Here is a 17,395-nt window from a genome sequence, read left to right on the forward strand (position 1 = left end):
GCACCCCGTGGAACTCCGCATCTTCACCGAGCCCCAGCAGGGGGCCTCCTACGACGACCTGCTCGCGGTGGCACGTGCCGCCGAGGCCGCGGGCTACGGCGCGTTCTTCCGGTCGGACCACTACCTCGCGATGGGGTCGGCCAGCGGCCTGCCCGGTCCGACCGACGCCTGGATCACCCTCGCCGGCCTGGCCCGGGACACGTCCACCATCCGGCTCGGCACCCTGGTCACCGCCGCCACGTTCCGGCACCCCGGCCCGCTCGCGATCAGCGTCGCGCAGGTGGACCGGATGTCCGGCGGACGGGTCGAGTTCGGCCTCGGCTCGGGCTGGTACGAGCAGGAGCACCTCGCCTACGGCCTGGAGTTCCCCCCGCTCGCCGAGCGGTTCGACAAGTACGAGGAGCAGCTGGAGATCATCACCAGCCTGTGGGCCACGCCGGTCGGCGAGCGCTACTCGTTCAGCGGCAAGCACTACACGCTGACCGACTCGCCCGCGCTGCCCAAGCCCGCCCAGGACCGGATCCCGGTCGTGGTCGGCGGTGGCGGCAAGAAGCGGACCCCGGCGCTGGCCGCGCGCTTCGCCACCGAGTTCAACCTGCCGTTCGTGCCCGTCGACGTCGCGGCCGCGCAGTTCGACCGGGTCGACGCCGCGGCGCGGGAGATCGGGCGCGACCCGGCCGACATCACCCGGTCGGTCGCGCTCGTGGCGGCCGTCGGCCGGGACGACGCCGAGGTGGCGCGCCGGGCCGCGGCGATCGGCCGCGAGGTCGAGGAGCTGAAGCAGAACGGGCTGGCGGGCACGCCCGCCGAGGTCGTGCAGCGGCTCGGCGAGTGGCGCGCGGCGACCGGCGTCGAGCGGGTGTACCTCCAGGTGCTGGACCTGTCCGACCTGGACCACGTCGACCTGGTGGCCGCCGAGGTCGCGCCTCAGCTGCGCAGCTGACCCGCCACGTCCGAGGCGGCGGTGAGCAGGACGAGCACGGGGATGGCCGCGTCGACGCGCAGCCGGTAGCTCCCGCGCTTGTCCTGCTCCACCACGCCGGACCCGGTGAGCGCCTTCAGGTGGTGGTAGAGCCGTCCGGTGGACCCGAGGCCCGCGGCCTCCTGGAGCGTGGCAGCCGGTTGCGCGCCGCCCGCCAGCAGGCAGCGCACGATGTCGACCCGGGCGGGGTGGGCGAGCGCGGCCAGCACCTCGATCCGGGGCCGGTCGGCGAGACCCAGCGCGCGTTCCGCCGTCACGTCGATCCGCCGGCGCACCTCGCCGCCGCCCAGCAGGACCTGCCCGTCGTAGCCGAGCGCGCCGCCGCCGTCCTCGACCTCGGGTGTCGCCTCGGCGCCACCCTCCAGGGCGGCCACCCGCTGCTCCAGTTCGACAAGTCGTTGCACCAGGTCCACCGCTGCCATCCTACGAGAGGTCGACCCCGGACGAGCTCGGCGTGCCGGGCTCCAGCAGGGTCCGCGACACCAGCCCGACCAGGCTCTCCGCCCGCGCGGCCCACTCCGCGTCGACACCGTGCGCGAGCACCGCGGCCGAGGCGAGGGTGCCGTCCTCGTGCCGCACCACGCCCTCGATCGTGAGCACGTCCGCCGTCACGCGGGCCCGCAGACCCTGGTGGTCGGCCAGGTGCGCGCGTGCCGCGGTGGTCGCGGCGAGACTCCGGTGCAGGCGGTGCAGACCGGCCGCCGTGCCGGTCCGCGCGCGGCCCGTCCAGGTCGCGTCCGGCAACCCGCCGAGGGCCTCCAGCCGCAGTCGCGGGTCGCGCAGGTAGTCCTCGTCGGCCACCCGACGGCCCAGCACCACGCGCAGCGCGTCGCCCAGCGCGGACGTCGTCGGCGCGGCCGGCCAGCCGTGCCGGGCCGCCGCCGCGCGCAGCGCCGCCTCGCCGAGCCGGTCCCGCAGGCAGTCCGCCGCCGCGTCGTCGCCGAACCGGGTCGTCACCGCGACCAGGTCGCCCAGGGTGACCGCGGCCCGCGGGTCGTCGGCGACCCGGCCGTCGGTGCAGCGCAGGCCCAGGTGGGCCAGCGCCCGCAGGTGGGCGCCGCCGTCCGGCCCGAGTCGGTACCGCTCCCAGTCGCCGACCCTCAGCGGGTCGTCGGGCGTGACCCGGCCCGCCTCGACGGCGTGCGCGTACGCGGCCAGGTGCACGACCCCCGTGGTCAACGGCCGCGGCACCTCGGGGTGGTGGGCGAACCGGCCGCCCCGACCGTCGTCCAGCACCGCGGCCACCCGGTCGCGGTTCTCGCGTAACCAACCGGACCAGTCTTCGGGCGCGGTCCGGGCCGTCGCCGGTGTCGCGGGCAGCAGGAGCGCGCCGGCCGCGACGCCGGTGGCGGAGAGCAGGTGTCGTCGGGTCAGGAGCACGACGAATCTCCCCTCTGTCGATTCCGTAATTACGGAACACTAGAGGGGGTGACGCACCGTGTCAGCTCGTGCGCACCGCGAAAGTGACACCCGGGGCGACCGGTTGTTCACGCACCAGCGTGCGATCGGTCAACGGCAGGTCGCCGTTCAGCGCGTCGACCACCGCGCGCCGCGCCATCGGCAGCACCTCGGCCACCGTCACGTCCCGGTCCAGCTCGTGCGACAGCGACGCCACGCCCGCGTCCCGGATGCCGCACGGGATGATCGCGCCGAACGCGTCGAGCGAGGCGTTGCAGTTGATCTCGAAGCCGTGCATCGTCACGCCGCGCTGCACGCGGATGCCGATCGCCGCGACCTTGCGCTCCACGCCCCGGTCGTCGGCCGGGATCCACACGCCGCTGCGGCCCTCGACCCGACCCGTGCGCACGCCGAGCTGGTCGCACACGTGGATCAGCGCCTGCTCCAGCCGGCGCACGTACTGGACCACGTCCAGCGGCTCGGCCAGCCCCACGATCGGGTAGCCCACCAGCTGGCCCGGACCGTGCCAGGTGATCTTGCCGCCGCGGTCGACGTCGATCACCGGGATGTCGCCGCCCTTCGGGCGTTCGTCGTCCTCGGTGCGCCGACCGCACGTGTACACCGACAGGTGCTCGAGCAGGAGCATGGTGTCGCCGGCGAGGCCGTCCGCGCGCGCCTGCGCGAGTTCGCGTTGGAGCTCCCACGCGGCCAGGTAGTCGACGGTGCCCAGCTCGCGCACCTCGATCGGGTCCGACGAGGTGCGGCAGGAGAGGTCAGTGCTGCTCACGGCTCGACCCTACGCCCCGCGGGAGCAGCCCGAGGGCGTGGCCCGCGACCAGACCGACGCCCACCACGCCGAGCACCGCGCCCACCGTGTCGGTGAACCAGTGGAACCGCAGCGCGACCCGGGCGGCGGCCGTGACGACCACCGCGACGGCGCCCAGGACGACCGCGGCGACCAGGTGCCGGCGGGCCAGGCGGCCGGTCAGCAGCACGGCCGTGACGGCGACCGAGGCGACCGCCGTGACGTGACCGCTCGGGTAGCTCGGCAGGGGGAACTCGATCGGGCGGACGCGCAGGTAGGCGTGCCGGGCGAGCAGCGTGGACCAGCAGAGCCCGAACACGACCGCGGCCCGGAACAGCAGCGGGTCCCGCGCCAGGAGGGCCCGGGCGGCGAGGCTCGCCAGCGCGATCGTGGCCAGTGCCGGGCTCAGCACGAGGCTGACCGCGGCGGCGGCGTCGGTGATCCAGGCCGGCAGCCCGGACGCGGCGTCGCGCAGCACGCGGTCCACGCCCGGCACGTCGTCGCGGACGGCCAGGCCCAGCGCCACCGAGGTGAGCGCCAGCAGCAGCCCGACCGCGGTCGCGATCATCGACCGGCGGCCGGGCCGGGCGCCGGCGGGTGGACCACCGTGCCGATCACCCGCGCACGGCGGCTTGGACCGCCGCGCCCAGTGCCGGGTACAGGAAGTGGAAACCGTTGCGCTCCAACACCTTCGGCACCGCGCGCTGACCGACGAGGATGCCCTCCTCGGCGATCTCGCCGAACGCGAGCTTGAGCGCGAAGCCCGGTACGACCCACGGCGTCGGCCGGTGCAGCGCGCTCCCGACCGTGCGGGTGAACTCGGCGTTGGTCACCGGCGCGGGCGCGGTGAGGTTGACCGGGCCCTCGACGGCCGGGTGCTCCAGCGCGAACACGATCGCGCCGACCGCGTCGTCCAGCGAGATCCACGGCATGTACTGGCGGCCGTCGCCCAGCCTGCCGCCGAGCCCGAACCGGAACAGCGGCTTGAGCCTGCCGAACAGCCCGCCCGCCGGACTGATCACCAACCCGGTGCGCAGCAGCACGACCCGACCGCCCGCCGCGGCCGTCGCCGCCTCCCACTGGCGCACCATGTCGGCCAGGAACCCGCTGCCGCTGGGCGCGGTCTCGTCCACCACGTCGTCACCGGTGTCGCCGTAGTAGCCGACGGCGCTCGCGTTGACCAGCGTCGACACCCCGTTCGCCGCGACCGCCGCCGCGAGCACCTCGGTGGGCGCGATCCGGCTGTCCAGCAACACCTGCTTGCGCGCGTGGTTCCACCGCTTGTCCCCGACACCGGCGCCGCACAGGTTCACCACCGCGTCGACGCCGTCGAGCGTGCCGTCGTCGATCCGCCCGGCGGGCGGGTCCCACCCGCGCTCGTCCGGCGCCTGGGGCCGCCTGCGCACCAGGCGCACCACCTCGTGCTCCGCGCCGCGCAAGGCGGCGACGAGGCTGGTCCCGATGAGACCGGACGAGCCGGCCACCACTACGCGCATGCGGTGATCGTCTCGCAGGGCGGGCCCTGTTGCACAGCGGCGACCGTGTCGGCAACGCCACTGGGCACCGGTCCGGTCGGCCCTGGAGATCGCCCGCGCCGACGGGTATCCGCCCTGGTCGGCGGTGTCGCGGCCGGAGGTCGAGGCGGACCGGGCGATCGGGGTGGCGGTACGGGCGGCCGCGGGGGGCGCTCGACGCCCGCTCGGGCACTGGACTCGAGGCCCGTCCGGAGTTCCTGCCCGGCTCGAGAACCGGGCTCGACGCTCGTTCGGACCCGGTGCCCCGCTCGGGGCTCGACGCCTGCCCGGGCTCACCGCCCGCTCGGCCTTCGCCCGGAATGGCCTCGTGGCCTGCGGAGTGGTGCGGGTGGAGCGCGGTCAGCCCTGGAGGTCGCACAGGCCGGGCGGGACCTCGCCCGGTGCGTAGAAGCCGCTCAGGCCGCCGCGGCGGGCGGTGGTGCCGCGGGCGAAGACGACCGCGGTGCCGTCGTGGCCGCAGAACGTGGTGCCGCCCTGGTCGGTGATGGCCTCGGTTTCCAGGGTGGACGCCAGCACGGCCAGCCGGTCGCCGCGCGGGTCGGCCGCGCGCCACCCGGCGACCGTGTCGGCGGCGCTGCGGCCCGGTGCGAACGGGTCGGTCATCAGGGGAGGCAGGGCCGCGTAGTCCCGGCGGCACGCCGCGTCGTGCACCTTCGAGACCTGGTCCAGCGCGGTGTCGGGCAGCGGGCTGCCGCTCGCGTCGGCACGGGCGACGTCGCCGCACGTCCTGGTCGTCGGCGACGGTGGCGGGGCCGAGGTGGGCGCGGCGGCACCCGTGCCGCAGGCCGCCACCAGCAGGACCGTGCCGAGGATCGCCGTCCGCACCCCGTGCTCCTCACTGCCGCCGGACGACTCCAGGCCGCCCCCGCCGGGTGGTGGGAGCGGCCTGGAGTCGACACCGGGGGCTTACAGGCCCAGGTCGGCCTCGAACGCGCCCTCTTCGAGGCGGTTCTTGATCGTGGTCAGGAAGCGGCCCGCGTCGGCGCCGTCGACCAGCCGGTGGTCGTAGGTCAGGGCGAGGTAGGCCATCGACCGGATCGCGATGGTGTCGTCGCCGTTCTCGTCGGTGATCACCACCGCGCGCTTCTTCACCACGCCCACGCCCAGGATGCCGACCTGCGGCTGCTGGATGATCGGGGTGTCGAACAGCGCGCCGTTGCTGCCCAGGTTGGTCAGCGAGAACGTGCCGCCGGTCAGCTCGTCCGGGGTCAACTTGTTCGTCCGCGCCCGGCCGGCCAGGTCGCCGATCTTGTGCGACAGGCCCGCCAGGTTCAGGTCGCCCGCGTTCGCGATGACCGCGTTGAGGAGACCGCGCTCGGTGTCGATCGCGATGCCGAGGTGCTCGGCGCCGTGGTAGACGACCTCCTTCTTCTCCTCGTCGATGGACGCGTTCAGCACCGGGTGGGACTTCAGCGCCTCGACGGCCGCCTTCGCGAAGAACGGCAGGAAGGTCAGCTTGGCGCCCTCGCGCTGCTCGAACGCGGCCTTCGCGCGGTTGCGCAGCCGGGCGATCTTGGTGACGTCCACCTCGAACACCTGGGTGAGCTGCGCGGAGACCTGGAGCGACTCGCGGGTCCGCTGGGCCACGATCTGGCGCAGCCGCGGCAGCTTCTGCACGGTGCCGCGCTTGCCGCTGCTGTCCGCGGCGGGCGCGGAGGCGACGCGCTGGGCGGGCGCGGGCGCGGACGCGGCCGGAGCCGGCGCCTGCGGTGCGGGCGCGGGAGCCTTCTTGGCCTCCACGGCGGCCAGCACGTCCTGCTTGCGGATCCGACCGCCGACTCCGGAACCCTTGAGGGAGCCCAGGTCGATGCCGTTCTCCGACGCCAGCTTGCGCACCAGCGGCGTCACGTACGGCGCGCCGTTGGCGCTGTCGTCCGAAGTGGACGGAGCCTCGGCCTTGGGCGCTTCCTGCTTCGGTGCTTCGGCCTTGGGAGCCTCTGCCTTCGGTGCTTCGGGCTTCGGTGCTTCGGCCTTGGGGGCCTCCGCGGCGGGCTTCGGGGCCTCCTGCTTCGGCTCCGGCTTGGGCGCCTCGGCCTTGGGCGCGGGCGAACCCGAGCCGACGACCGCGAGCTGCCCGCCGACCTCGACGGTCTCGTCCTCGCCCGCGGTGATCTCCAGCAGCGTGCCGGCCACCGGTGAGGGGATCTCGGTGTCGACCTTGTCGGTGGACACCTCCAGCAGCGGCTCGTCCACCGCCACGGCGTCGCCGACCTGCTTGAGCCAGCGGGTCACGGTGCCCTCGGTGACGCTCTCGCCGAGCGCCGGCATGGTCACCGGGGTGCCCTCGGCGGCACCGCCGGACGCGGGCTCGGCCGGCGCGGCGGGCTCGGGAGCGGACTCCGGCTCGGGCGCCTGCTCGGGCTCGGGCCGGGCTTCCTCGGCCGGCGCGGCGTCGCCGCCGGACGCGGAGTCGGAACCGGCGTCCGCGGGCCCGTCGCCGATCACCGCCAGCTCGGCGCCGACGTCGACGGTCTCGTCCTCCTGGGCGACGATCTTCTGGAGCACGCCCGCCGCGGGGGAGGGGATCTCGGTGTCGACCTTGTCGGTGGACACCTCCAGCAACGGCTCGTCGACCTCGACGCGGTCACCCTCCTGCTTCAACCAGCGGGTGACCGTGCCCTCGGTGACGCTCTCGCCGAGTGCGGGCATTTGGACGGAGAAGGCCATCGTTCGCTGACTCCTGGGTCGTGGTTCGGCTGACTGGGGTGGTTACGGTCAGCCGTGCACGTGCAGCGGCTTGCCGGCCAGGGCGAGGAAGGCCTCGCCGAGGGCTTCTGTCTGGGTCGGGTGGGCGTGGATCAGCGGAGCCACGTCCTCGGGGAAAGCCTCCCAGCTGTAGATCAGCTGCGCCTCCCCGATCAGCTCGCCGACGCGCTCGCCGACCAGGGTGATGCCGACCACCGGGCCGTCGGGCGCCTTGACGAGCTTGACACCGCCCGCCGTCTTGAGGATCTGGCTCTTGCCGTTGCCCGCGAGGTCGTAGACGAACGTCTCCGCGGAGCCGTACTTCTCCTTGGCCGCGGCCTCGGACAAGCCGACCGAGGCGACCTCGGGCTTGCAGTAGGTGACGCGCGGGATCCCCGCCTCGTCGATGACCTTCGGGTTCTGCCCGGCGATCTCCTCGGCCACGAAGATGCCCTGCTGGAACCCGCGGTGCGCGAGCTGGAGGCCGGGCACGATGTCGCCGACCGCGTAGACGTTCGGCAGGTTCGTGCGCAGCCGCTCGTCGGTGATCACGAAGCCGCGCTCGATCGTCACGCCCGACTCCTCGTAGCCGTGGCCCGCGGTGTTCGGGCCGCGGCCGACGGCCACCAGCAGCAGGTCGGCCTCCAGCACGTCGCCGGACTCCAGGGTGACCGAGACACCCGAGTCGCTCTGCGTCGCGCCGGTGAACTTCACGCCGGTCTTGAACTTGATGCCGCGGCGGCGGAACGCGCGCTCCAGCTGCTTCGAGGCGTACTCGTCCTCGGCGGGCACCAGGCGGGGCAGCGCCTCCACGATGGTGACCTCGGCGCCGAACGACGCCCACACGCTGGCGAACTCCACGCCGATGACGCCGCCGCCGAGCACGACGACCTTGTCCGGCACGTAGTCCAGGTTCAGCGCCTGGTCGCTGGTGATGATCCGGCCGCCGATCTCCAGGCCGGGCAGGCTGCGCGCGTAGGAACCGGTGGCCAGCACGACGTTCTTGCCGGTGTAGCGGTCGCCGTTCACCTCGACGGTGTTCGGGCCCACGAACGTGCCCGCGCCCTCGACCAGGGTGACCTTGTTGGCCTTCGCCAGGCCCTGCAACCCCTTGTACAGCCGGCTGATCACACCGTCCTTGTAGGAGTTGACCCCGGCCATGTCGATGCCCTCCAGCGAGGACTTGACGCCGAACTGGTCGCCTTCGCGGGCGTTGTCCGCCACCTCCGCCGCGTGCAGCAGCGCCTTGGTGGGGATGCAGCCGCGGTGCAGGCAGGTGCCGCCCAGCTTGTCCTTCTCGACCAGGACGACGGACAGGCCGAGCTCCGCCGCGCGGAACGCGCAGGCGTAGCCGCCCGAGCCGCCACCGAGGATCACAAGGTCGGCGGAGGTGTCGGTCACGGGATCTCCCTGGAGAGCTGTTGCCTTACTCCGCGCGGGTGCGCGCGTGTGTACGGCCATCTTGTCACTACGCCTCGCGCGACGGCGACGCGGTGCCCTCTTGGGTGTCCTCTTCGGAGGATTTGGCCACCTCTTCACACCGGCGCCGGCACCATGGGGTGATCAGTGGCCACAGGAGGTGGGCCCGGTGGGCCTGTTCGACCGTTTCCGCAGGAAGCAGCGCCCGGGGGTGCTGCGCGCCGCCTCGTCGATCGACACGGGCCACCTGGAGCGGTGGGCCGCGGAACGACGCGGCGTCGAGGCGTACGTGGAGCCGAAGACGACCGTGACGGAGACCACGGTGGTCTTCGTGGCGCACGACGGCGAGTGGACCCGCAGGCGCGTCGACGGTGCCGAGGGCGCGCGCCGACTGGCCCGCAAGCTGGGCATCCCGATCTACGACGCGGGCATCGTCGGCTACCCGAAGCGGATGCGCGAGTACTCGCGCCGCAAGGCCGCGGGCGAGGTCTAGCCCCTCGCGCGCGACCGCGGGTGACCGGGTGGTCACCCGGCGTGCGTCCACCGTCCTCTGTGGACGGTCGAGGTGGTTCGACGGGTGATGAGGGAAGGGCCGGCCGGGAGCACCCGGCCGGCCCTTCGCGTCGGTCAGCCGTTGGCGGCGATGTCGGCCAGGACCGCCGCCAGGGTGCGGACGGGGACGCCGGTGCCGCCCTTGGTGGTGTAGCCGTGCGGGCCGCCGCTGTTGAACGACGGGCCGGCCACGTCGATGTGCGCCCAGGTCAGACCCTCGGCGACGAACTCGCGCAGGAAGATGCCCGCCGCGAGCATGCCGCCCCAGCGGTGCCCGGTGACGTTGGCGATGTCGGCCACCCGGGAGTCCAGGTCGCCGCGCAGCTCGTCCGGCAGCGGCATGGCCCAGGCGTTCTCGCCGACCGCGCGACCCAGTGCCGCCACCCGGTCGCGGAAGTCGTCGGAGCCCATGACGCCCGCGGTCCGCTTGCCCAGCGCCACGACCTGCGCGCCGGTCAGGGTGGAGGTCTCGATCAGGTAGTCCGGGCCGTCCTCGGCCGCCCGCACCATCGCGTCGACCAGGATCAGCCGGCCCTCGGCGTCGGTGTTGAGCACCTCGACGGTCTTGCCGCCGTACATGGTCAGCACGTCGCCGGGCCGGTACGCCGCGCCCGACGGCATGTTCTCCGCCATCGGCGCCCAGGCGGTGACCTCCAGCGGGTACTTCAGCTTCGCGGCCAGCAGCACGGTCGCGATCACCGCCGCCGCGCCGCCCATGTCGGAGGTCATCTCCTCCATGCCGGCCGCGGGCTTGATCGAGATGCCGCCGGTGTCGAAGGTGATGCCCTTGCCGACCAGCGCGACCTTCTTCGTCGCCTTCGGGCCCCTGTAGGTCAGCCGGACCAGGCGCGGCTGGCGGGTCGAGCCGGTGCCGACGCCGAGGATGCCGCCGAAGCCCTGCTTGCGCAGCGCCTTCTCGTCCAGCACCTCGACCTCGACGCCGTCGGTCTTGGCCAGTTCGGCGACCCGGTTCGCGAACGACTCCGGGAAAAGGTCGTTCGGCGGGGTGTTGACCAGGTCGCGGGTCAGGCTCACGGCCTCGGCGATCGCGGTCGCGGCCTTCACGGTCGCGCGGTGCGCCTTGGCGGTGCCCTCGGCGGGCGCGACCAGGTCGACCTTCGCGACCGGCGCGTCGCCGGCGGCGGTCTTGTACGTGGTGAACGCGTACGAGCCGAGGACCGTGCCCTCGACCGCGGCGCCCAGGTGCAGCGCCGACAACGTCGTCACGACGCGCTTCTTGCCGGTCAGGGCGCGGGCGACGGCGCCGGACGCGCGGCGGACCTGCTCCTCGGTGATCGAGCCGTCCTCGGCGGGCTTGCCGAGACCGACGGCCAGCAGCAGGGGCGCGGTGAGCTTGCCGAGGGTCGGCAGCGTCACGACCTCCTCGGCCTTGCCCGACGCGCCCACGGTGGTGAGCACCTGGAGTAGCGCGCCCTCGTAGGCGGCGTTCACTCCTTCGGCGGCACCGGCGAGCACGACGCCGTCGCGACCTTGGAGTGTGCCGATCACCACGGCGTCGACGGCGGTGCTGATCGGGTCACTGTCGGTGATGGCCAGTTTCGGCGCGGTCACTGCGGCTCCTCGCGGGGTCCTCCCGGCACTTCCTGGTTGTGCGGCGGGACGGGGGTCGATCGTGAAGCATGCTAAAGGTCTGGTGGAAAGAACCGTGGTTGGCACCCGTGATAGCAATGAGTAACAATTAACACGATCGAATGACGACCGACTGGTTGGTCGATCTCACCCTTCTCGTCTGCAAGTGTGTACCGGTGACATTCACGCCCCGTAGTGGGGCCGTGGTGCTCGCCCTCGGTTCGACGCTGGGCGCCGGTGTCCTCACCGGTTTCGCCCCCGCCGTCGCCGGTGCGGGTCCCTGGTTCCTCCCCGCGCTCGTCGTGGCCGCGCTGGCCGCGCTGTGCTCCGCGATGTCCACCGCCGACCAGCACCAGGTGTACCCGGAGGGCACCGGCGCCACCCGGGTGCGCGCCCAGTTCGGCCTGCTGCCGTCGTGGATCGCGGCGAGCGCCCACGTGGTCGGCCGGGCGGGCGTGGTGGCGGCGGTCGCGAGCGCGTTCGCGGTGCACGTGCTGCCGCAGTACCGGGTGCCGGTGGCGGCGGCCCTGGTCGTCCTCGCCGTCGCGCTGGGCGGCGTCGCCTGGCCCGCGCGCCTCACGCCGGTGGCGGTGGCGTTCGTGGTGGGCGTGCTGGTGCTGGTCGCGGTGGTGTGCCTGGCCGTGCCGCCGCCGGCCAACCCCGCGTCCGCGCTGCGACCGGACGTGATGGGCGTGCTGGGCGGCGCGTGCGTGCTGTTCGCCGCGTTCACCGGGTTCGAGCGGGTCACCTCGCCCGGCCGGGACGAGCGGGCGTTCGACCCCCGCGCGCTGAAGGTGGCGGTGCCGGTGCTGTTCGCCGTGCTGCTCGCGCTGTACGCCCTGGTCGGCCACGCCGTGCTGCGGCAACTCGGACCGGACCGGCTGGCGCTGTCGAAGGCGCCGCTGCGGGACGCGCTGGTCGTCGCCGACGGCCGGTGGCTCGTCCCGCTGCTCGCGGTCGGCGCGGCGGTCGCGGCGGTGTCGGTGCTGCGGTCCGCGCTGGTCGGGGCCCGGCGCACGCTCGGCTCGGTGACGTCGGTGCGCGGCAGGCTGCCCCTGGACGTGGTCAACGGCGCGTTGGCGGTCGCGGCGGTCGTGGTGCTCCAACCCGCCACGGCGCTGGCCGTCGGCGGCTGCGCCACGGCCGTGTACTACGGCTTCACGAACGCCGCCGCCCGGCTGCTCGCCAAGGAGGACCGCACGTGGCCCGCCCGCACGGCGTGCTTCGGGCTCGGCCTGTCGGTGGTGCTGGCCGTCGGCGCGCCGACCGACGCGCTCGTGGTCACCGGTGTCGGACTGGTCGTCGGCACCGCGGCGCTCGCGCTGGGTCGACCGCGCGCGCACTCCCGGTGACCCGCCCCGATGGTCGGACGTCCGAGCGTCGGGACAACGATTTTCCGAAGTCCTCGTGACGGTTAGGGTGCTGGCATGACGACCGCGTTGCCTTTCACCCGGACCCCCAACCCGCACCCGGCGACCCCGGAGCGCGTGGCGGAGGTACTCGCCGCACCGGGCTTCGGGCAGCACTTCACCGACCACATGGTGACGATCCGCTGGAACCGCGAGCAGGGCTGGCACGACGCCGCAGTCGAGCCGTACCACTCGCTGGAGCTGGACCCGGCGGCCAACGTGCTGCACTACGGCCAGGCGATCTTCGAAGGGCTCAAGGCGTACCGCCGGCCCGACGGCACGATCGCGTCCTTCCGCCCGCAGGCGAACGCCGAGCGGCTGCGGGCCTCGGCCCGCCGGATCGCCATCCCCGAGCTGCCCGACGAGCTGTTCCTGGCCTCGATCCGGGAGCTGATCGCCGTCGACGAGCGCTGGGTGCCCGCGGGTGGCGGCGAGGAGTCGCTGTACCTGCGGCCGTTCGTCATCGCCACGGAGAAGGGGCTGGGCGTCCGGCCGGCGTCCGAGTACCTCTACGTGCTCATCGCCTCGCCGGCGGGCTCGTACTTCTCCGGCGGCGTCAAGCCGGTGACGGTGTGGTTGTCGACCGAGTACGTGCGCGCGGCGCCCGGCGGCACCGGCGCGGCCAAGTTCGCGGGCAACTACGCGGCGTCGCTGGTGGCGCAGGCGCAGGCCGCCGAGCAGGGCTGCGACCAGGTCGTCTGGCTGGACGCGGTGGAGCGCCGCTGGGTGGAGGAGATGGGCGGGATGAACCTGTTCTTCGTCCTCGGCTCCGGCTCCGACGCGCGGGTGGTCACGCCCGAGCTGTCCGGCGCGCTGCTGCCCGGCATCACCCGCAACTCGCTGCTGCGGCTCGCCCAGGACTTCGGCCACGCGGTCGAGGAACGCCGGTTCTCCACCGAGGAGTGGGAGAAGAAGGCCGAGTCGGGCGAGCTGACCGAGGTGTTCGCCTGCGGCACGGCCGCGGTGATCACGCCCGTCGGCCACGTGAAGCACGCCGGCGGCGCGTTCAGCGTGTCCGGCGGCGCCACCGGCGAGGTCACCCTCAAGCTGCGCGACCGGCTCACGTCGATCCAGCGCGGCACGGTCGAGGACACCCACGGCTGGATGACCCCGCTCGGCTGACCCGGACCGGGGCGGCGAACACCCTCGCCGCCCCGACTCAACCCCCGTTCGAGCGACCCCGCGAGGGTGACGTCAGCCCATCGGCGACGCGCACACCGCGAGCACGGCGAGGGTGGCCGCCTCGCAGGCCGCGCCCAGCACGTCGCCGGTGATCCCGCCGAACCGCCGGCGGGTGTGCGCGACCAGCACCAGCACCACGGCGGCGGCCAGCGCCACCGCGAGCGGACCGCGCCACGGGTGCACCAGGAAACCCGCCGCGGCCAGCGCGACCCACCACGCCACCGCGACCCACACCGGCTGGGTGCCCGCGACCAGCGCGCCGAGCCCCTCCGGCCGGGCCGCCGGCACGCCGCGCGCGCAGCACAGCACGAACGCGGCCCGTCCCGCCGTCAGCGCCAGCACCACCGCCTGCCACCCGACGGCCGGGAAAGCCGCCGCCTCCGCGCCCAGCACCACGACCAGCGCGACCACCGCGAACGGCCCCGCGCCGCCGTCCTTCATCACGGCCAGCGCGCGCTCGGGCGGCCCGTAGCAGCCCAACCCGTCCGCGGTGTCGGCCAACCCGTCGAGGTGCATGCCCCGCGTCGCCAACGCCAGGCCCCCGACCAGCAGGAACCCGGCCAACAACGGGGGAGTGCCCAGCACGTGCAGCCCGCGCAGCACCCCCGCCGCGAGCAGACCCAGCAGCACCCCGACGAGCGGCGTCGCGGTGATCGCCCGGGCCGCCGCGCGCGCGTCGACCTCGCCGACGCGCACCGGCAGGACGGTCAGCCAGGACAGCGCCAACCGCATCAGCGGGGACCGGAGACGCCCGCGCCCTCGAACGTCGCCATCTCCGCCAGGATCCGGGTCGCCATCACGACCAGCGGCAGCGCGGCCACCGCGCCCGAACCCTCGCCCAGGCGCATGTCGAAGTCCAGCAACGGCTCCAGGCCGAGGTGACCCAGCGCCAGCGCGTGCGACGGCTCGGCGGACCGGTGCCCGGCCACCCACCACTCGCGCGCACCCGGCGCCAACTCCTCGGCCACCACGGCCGCCGCGCCGACCACCACGCCGTCCAGGATCACCGGCGTGCGGCGGATCGCGGCCTGCGCCAGGAACCCGGCCGTGGCCGCGATGTCCGCGCCGGCCGACGTCGCCAGCAGCCGCAACGGCTGACCCAGCACCGGCCGGGCCCGCCGCAGCGCGTCCCGGATCGCGGCCGTCTTGCGCATCCAGCCCCGGTCGTCGATCCCCGTGCCGCGACCGACCACGGCCACCGGCTCGGACCCGGTCAGCGCCGCGATCAGCACGGCCGCGGGCGTCGTGTTGCCGATGCCCATGTCGCCCGCGATGAGCAGGTCGGCGCCGCCGTCCACCTCGTCGTCGGCGAGCTTGCGCCCCAGGTTGACGGCCTGCTCGGCCTCGTCGGCGGTCAGCGCGTCCTCGGTGTCGATCGACCCCGAGCCGCGCCGCACCTTGTGCTCCTGCACGGCGGTGTCCGAGTCCACCGACACGTCGACCACGCGCACGGTCGCGCCGGCCACGTTCGCCAGCACGTTCACCGCCGCGCCGCCGGTGAGGAAGTTCGCCACCATCTGACCGGTGACCTCGCGCGGGTAGGCCGAGACGCCCTTGCGCGACACGCCGTGGTCGCCCGCGAACACCACGACCCTCGGTCGGGTGAACGGGCGGGGCGGGCACTCGCCCTGGCAGGCCGCGACCCACGCGCCCAGTTCCTCAAGCTTGCCCAGCGAGCCGACCGGCTTGGTCAGCACCGCGTGCCGCTTCACGGCCTCCAGGCGGGCCGTCTCGCTCGGCGGTTCCACGGGCGGGAACTCGATGGTCACCGACTACCTCCGGCTTCGCGCAGTCGCAGTGGGATTCCCGCGACGACCAGCACCACCTCGTCGCAGACCTCGGCCAGCCGCGCGTTGAGCGAACCGAGGTGATCGCGGAAGAGCCTGCCAGAGTGCGTGCCGGGCACGACGCCCAGTCCGACTTCCGCCGACACCAGCACCAGCCGGGCCCGCGCCTGGGCGACCGCGTGCACCAGCGCGGCGCACTGCCGCTCGACGTCGGCCACCCCGTGACCCTCCCACGCGCCCGCGTCGTCCAGCGCGCCGGCGAGCCAGGTGGCGAGGTCGTCGACCAGGATCGGCGGGTCCGATTCGCTGGTCGCGGTCAGCAGCGCCACCAGGTCACCGGGCGCCGGCGCCTCCACGGTGGTCCACGTGGTGGGACGACGGGCCACGTGCAGCGCGATCCGGGCGTCCCAGTCCGCGTCGTCCGGGTAGCGCCGCGCGGTCGCCACGTAGGTGACCACGTCGTCCGTGACCAGGCCTTCCGCGTGCGCGGACTTGCCCGATCGGGCACCGCCCAGGACGAGTGTCCGACGTGTCACACAGCGCTCCCTGCTCGGGTGGACATAGCCTGACCGGGCACGTTACCCGGCCGAGATGTGAGGAGGCCCGCCATGGACTACCGGTGGCGGTACCAGGACGCGGACGGTCGCGAGGTCGACGGTCCGGACGAGGTGTTCGCGGACCAGACGGCCGCGGAGGACTGGTTCGGCGCCGAGTGGGAGGCGCTGCGGCAGGCCGGCGTGTCCTCGGTGACGCTGCTGCGCAGCGAGTCCGAGGTGTACGGCCCGATGTCCCTCTCGCCCGCCGAGTGACGCCGGGGGCGGCCCGAACGGACCGCCCCCGCCGCGCTCACGGCGTGATGGTGAACCGGGGGTCGGTCTGCACCGAGTCGCCCAGCACCTCGTCGATCCGGTCGAGCAGCTCGGTCTCGAGCTTCACACCCGCCGCCTTGACGTTCTCGTGCACCTGCTCGGGCCGCGACGCCCCGATGATGGCCGAGGCCACGTTCGGGTTCTGCAACACCCACGCCACTGCGAGCTGGGCCAGGGACAACCCGGCCTCGTCCGCGATCGGCCGCAGCTTCTGCACCTTCTCGAGCACGTCGTCCTTCAGGAACCGCGAAATCATCTTCGCGCCGTTCTCGTCGGTCGCCCGCGAGCCCTCCGGCACCGGCTGCCCGGGCAGGTACTTCCCGGTGAGCACGCCCTGCGCGATGGGCGACCACACGATCTGCGACAGTCCCTCGCGCTCGGACGTCGGCACCACCTGCGACTCGATGATCCGCCACAACATCGAGTACTGCGGCTGGTTGGAGATGAACGGGACCTTCAACTCGCGAGCCAACGCCGCACCGCGCGCGATCTGGTCGGCGTTCCATTCGGACACCCCGATGTAGAGCGCCTTGCCCTGCCGCACCACGTCGGCGAACGCCAGCATGGTCTCTTCCAGCGGCACGGTCTGGTCGAACCGGTGCGCCTGGTACAGATCCACGTAGTCCGTCTGAAGCCGCTTGAGCGACCCGTCGATCGACTCGTGGATGTGCTTGCGCCCCAACCCCTTGTCGTTGGGCCCACCGGGCCCGGTAGGCCAGAACACCTTCGTGAAGACCTCGACGGACTCCCGCCGCTCGTCCTTCAACGCCCGCCCGAGCACCGCCTCGGCCTTCGTGTTCGCGTACACGTCGGCCGTGTCGAAGGTGGTGATGCCGGCGTCGAGCGCGGCACGCACACAGGCCAACGCCTGCTCCTCCTCGACCTGGGACCCGTGGGTCAACCAGTTGCCGTACGAGATCTCACTGATGTTCAGGCCGGAACGGCCAAGACGCCGAAACTCCATACCCCAAGTCTAGTGAGGACTCGTTCGGCAAGCTAATGAACTTCCCCACCCACACACCACAGGGCGCTACACGCGCAACGGTCGCCCCACCCCCAACGCCACGGTCGCGCCGACCAAGCCAGGGGCCTCGTGTTCTCCCCGTATGGCCTGGGCGCAGCCCAACCGCATGTGTCAAGGGGGCGCATTAAGCGCTACCGCCGGCCGAAGACGCAAGTGCC

At 73.6% G+C, this 17,395-nt stretch carries 18 protein-coding genes; 5 read left to right on the forward strand and 13 right to left on the reverse strand.

All coding sequences use genetic code 11. From position 1 onward, the window contains the following. The first annotated feature begins 7 nt into the window (after window positions 1–7). Window positions 8–943, forward strand: coding sequence for an LLM class F420-dependent oxidoreductase (locus AB0G50_RS28155; protein WP_360114073.1), 936 nt, complete (start codon window positions 8–10; stop codon window positions 941–943). Here AB0G50_RS28155 and AB0G50_RS28160 read toward each other — a convergent pair. From AB0G50_RS28160 to lpdA, 8 genes are all read right to left on the reverse strand, one after another. Beyond that, window positions 928–1,404 (reverse strand): helix-turn-helix domain-containing protein, encoded by a 477-nt coding sequence (locus AB0G50_RS28160; protein WP_360114076.1) that lies wholly within the window; start codon window positions 1,402–1,404, stop codon window positions 928–930. The two genes, AB0G50_RS28155 and AB0G50_RS28160, sit on opposite strands and share 16 nt — an antisense overlap. Window position 1,405: 1 nt before the next feature. After that, window positions 1,406–2,362: a serine hydrolase gene (locus AB0G50_RS28165; RefSeq protein ID WP_360114079.1), complete on the reverse strand. Its 957-nt coding sequence runs from the start codon at window positions 2,360–2,362 to the stop codon at window positions 1,406–1,408. A 61-nt stretch (window positions 2,363–2,423) separates the two neighbouring features. Continuing rightward, window positions 2,424–3,167: a lipoyl(octanoyl) transferase LipB gene (gene lipB, locus AB0G50_RS28170; RefSeq protein WP_360114082.1), complete on the reverse strand. Its 744-nt coding sequence runs from the start codon at window positions 3,165–3,167 to the stop codon at window positions 2,424–2,426. Further along, a complete protein-coding gene (locus tag AB0G50_RS28175; protein WP_360114085.1) occupies window positions 3,154–3,753 on the reverse strand; it encodes a phosphatase PAP2 family protein in 600 nt (199 codons plus the stop codon). Before AB0G50_RS28175 ends, lipB begins: the two co-directional genes overlap by 14 nt. Before the next feature lie 46 nt (window positions 3,754–3,799). Beyond that, complete coding sequence (locus tag AB0G50_RS28180; protein WP_360114088.1) at window positions 3,800–4,681, reverse strand: TIGR01777 family oxidoreductase; 882 nt, start codon at window positions 4,679–4,681, stop codon at window positions 3,800–3,802. A 378-nt stretch (window positions 4,682–5,059) separates the two neighbouring features. Beyond that, window positions 5,060–5,545, reverse strand: a complete 486-nt coding sequence (locus AB0G50_RS28185; RefSeq protein WP_360114091.1) for a hypothetical protein — start codon at window positions 5,543–5,545, stop codon at window positions 5,060–5,062. Window positions 5,546–5,626: 81 nt separating this feature from the next. After that, window positions 5,627–7,387 carry a 2-oxoglutarate dehydrogenase, E2 component, dihydrolipoamide succinyltransferase gene (sucB, locus tag AB0G50_RS28190; RefSeq protein WP_360114094.1) on the reverse strand — a complete coding sequence of 587 codons (1,761 nt, stop codon included), beginning with the start codon at window positions 7,385–7,387 and terminating at the stop codon, window positions 5,627–5,629. A 48-nt stretch (window positions 7,388–7,435) separates the two neighbouring features. Next, entirely contained in the window at window positions 7,436–8,806 is a 1,371-nt protein-coding gene (gene lpdA / locus AB0G50_RS28195; protein WP_360114097.1) for a dihydrolipoyl dehydrogenase, read from the reverse strand. 187 nt (window positions 8,807–8,993) lie between these two features. Between lpdA and AB0G50_RS28200 the strand changes: the two genes are divergently transcribed. Continuing rightward, entirely contained in the window at window positions 8,994–9,317 is a 324-nt protein-coding gene (locus AB0G50_RS28200; protein WP_360114100.1) for an oxidoreductase, read from the forward strand. A 134-nt stretch (window positions 9,318–9,451) separates the two neighbouring features. Here the strand turns inward: AB0G50_RS28200 and AB0G50_RS28205 are convergent, their stop codons facing one another. After that, window positions 9,452–10,948: a leucyl aminopeptidase gene (locus AB0G50_RS28205; protein ID WP_360114103.1), complete on the reverse strand. Its 1,497-nt coding sequence runs from the start codon at window positions 10,946–10,948 to the stop codon at window positions 9,452–9,454. A 194-nt stretch (window positions 10,949–11,142) separates the two neighbouring features. Between AB0G50_RS28205 and AB0G50_RS28210 the strand changes: the two genes are divergently transcribed. Together AB0G50_RS28210 and AB0G50_RS28215 are read left to right on the forward strand one after the other, a co-directional pair. After that, window positions 11,143–12,318, forward strand: coding sequence for an amino acid permease (locus tag AB0G50_RS28210; protein ID WP_360114106.1), 1,176 nt, complete (start codon window positions 11,143–11,145; stop codon window positions 12,316–12,318). 75 nt (window positions 12,319–12,393) lie between these two features. Next, on the forward strand, window positions 12,394–13,497 hold the full coding sequence (locus tag AB0G50_RS28215; RefSeq protein ID WP_360114109.1) for a branched-chain amino acid aminotransferase: 1,104 nt from the start codon (window positions 12,394–12,396) through the stop codon (window positions 13,495–13,497). Window positions 13,498–13,569: 72 nt separating this feature from the next. On the opposite strand, the gene cobS is transcribed toward AB0G50_RS28215, so the two are convergent. Genes cobS through cobU form a run of 3 tightly spaced genes read right to left on the reverse strand, consistent with a single transcriptional unit; the run spans window position 13,570 to window position 15,880 of the window. Then, window positions 13,570–14,289, reverse strand: coding sequence for an adenosylcobinamide-GDP ribazoletransferase (gene cobS, locus AB0G50_RS28220; RefSeq protein WP_360114112.1), 720 nt, complete (start codon window positions 14,287–14,289; stop codon window positions 13,570–13,572). After that, window positions 14,289–15,326 (reverse strand): nicotinate-nucleotide--dimethylbenzimidazole phosphoribosyltransferase, encoded by a 1,038-nt coding sequence (gene cobT, locus AB0G50_RS28225; RefSeq protein ID WP_360114115.1) that lies wholly within the window; start codon window positions 15,324–15,326, stop codon window positions 14,289–14,291. The genes cobS and cobT overlap by 1 nt, the downstream gene beginning before the upstream one ends. After that, window positions 15,323–15,880, reverse strand: coding sequence for a bifunctional adenosylcobinamide kinase/adenosylcobinamide-phosphate guanylyltransferase (gene cobU / locus AB0G50_RS28230; RefSeq protein WP_360114118.1), 558 nt, complete (start codon window positions 15,878–15,880; stop codon window positions 15,323–15,325). The genes cobT and cobU overlap by 4 nt, the downstream gene beginning before the upstream one ends. Before the next feature lie 72 nt (window positions 15,881–15,952). Between cobU and AB0G50_RS28235 the strand changes: the two genes are divergently transcribed. Further along, window positions 15,953–16,153: a hypothetical protein gene (locus AB0G50_RS28235; RefSeq protein WP_360114121.1), complete on the forward strand. Its 201-nt coding sequence runs from the start codon at window positions 15,953–15,955 to the stop codon at window positions 16,151–16,153. Window positions 16,154–16,190: 37 nt separating this feature from the next. On the opposite strand, the gene AB0G50_RS28240 is transcribed toward AB0G50_RS28235, so the two are convergent. Then, a complete protein-coding gene (locus AB0G50_RS28240) occupies window positions 16,191–17,177 on the reverse strand; it encodes an aldo/keto reductase family protein (RefSeq protein WP_360114124.1) in 987 nt (328 codons plus the stop codon). Between the last annotated feature and the right edge of the window lie 218 nt (window positions 17,178–17,395).

The organism is Actinosynnema sp. NPDC020468, from assembly GCF_040642015.1.
GTDB lineage: Bacteria > Actinomycetota > Actinomycetes > Mycobacteriales > Pseudonocardiaceae > Actinosynnema.